Below are 517 nucleotides of genomic sequence, written 5' to 3' on the forward strand. Positions count from 1 at the left end.
AAATCTTTGCTCTTTAACAATTTGGAAAGCTGACAGATAACAATTTGATTGATTGTTATCTAATTTAAAAGTTCTCAAATCCTAATTTTCTTTGAAATATAAGAGATTTAGGTACCAAAAGTTTGTTTTCATTTTTTAGAAAAATGAAGGTAAACAAACACATTCAAGTGTTCTTGGAAACAACATTACTCAGTAATGCTGTTTATATTTGAGTCCGGCAAAATCGAAAGCTGTCTCGCTCATAATAAAGAGACAGCACTAAACCTTGGTTGCTCATACTACAGTTCAAACTGTATTGCGACGTGGATTTTTGATTTAGGCAAAGCGCGTTTTTATTTGACGCCGGGAGCAATCGTCTGATTGTGACCAAGCAAATAAAATAAGCAATGCAGAATAAATCGAAAAGACCAAGCAAGACCCTTTGGGGTTGTATGGTTAAGTGACTAAGCGTACACGGTGGATGCCTTGGCAGTCAGAGGCGATGAAGGACGTATTAACTTGCGATAAGCGTAGATTA

The 517-nt window shown here is 36.2% G+C and carries 1 rRNA gene; it reads left to right on the forward strand.

Annotated elements, in window-relative coordinates:
* Nucleotides 1-433: 433 nt before the first annotated feature.
* Nucleotides 434-517, forward strand: a 23S ribosomal RNA gene (locus tag F0227_RS21830); the annotation flags it as partial.

The sequence above is a fragment of the Vibrio sp. 99-8-1 genome (genome assembly GCF_013114595.1).
In the GTDB taxonomy this organism is placed as follows: domain Bacteria; phylum Pseudomonadota; class Gammaproteobacteria; order Enterobacterales; family Vibrionaceae; genus Vibrio.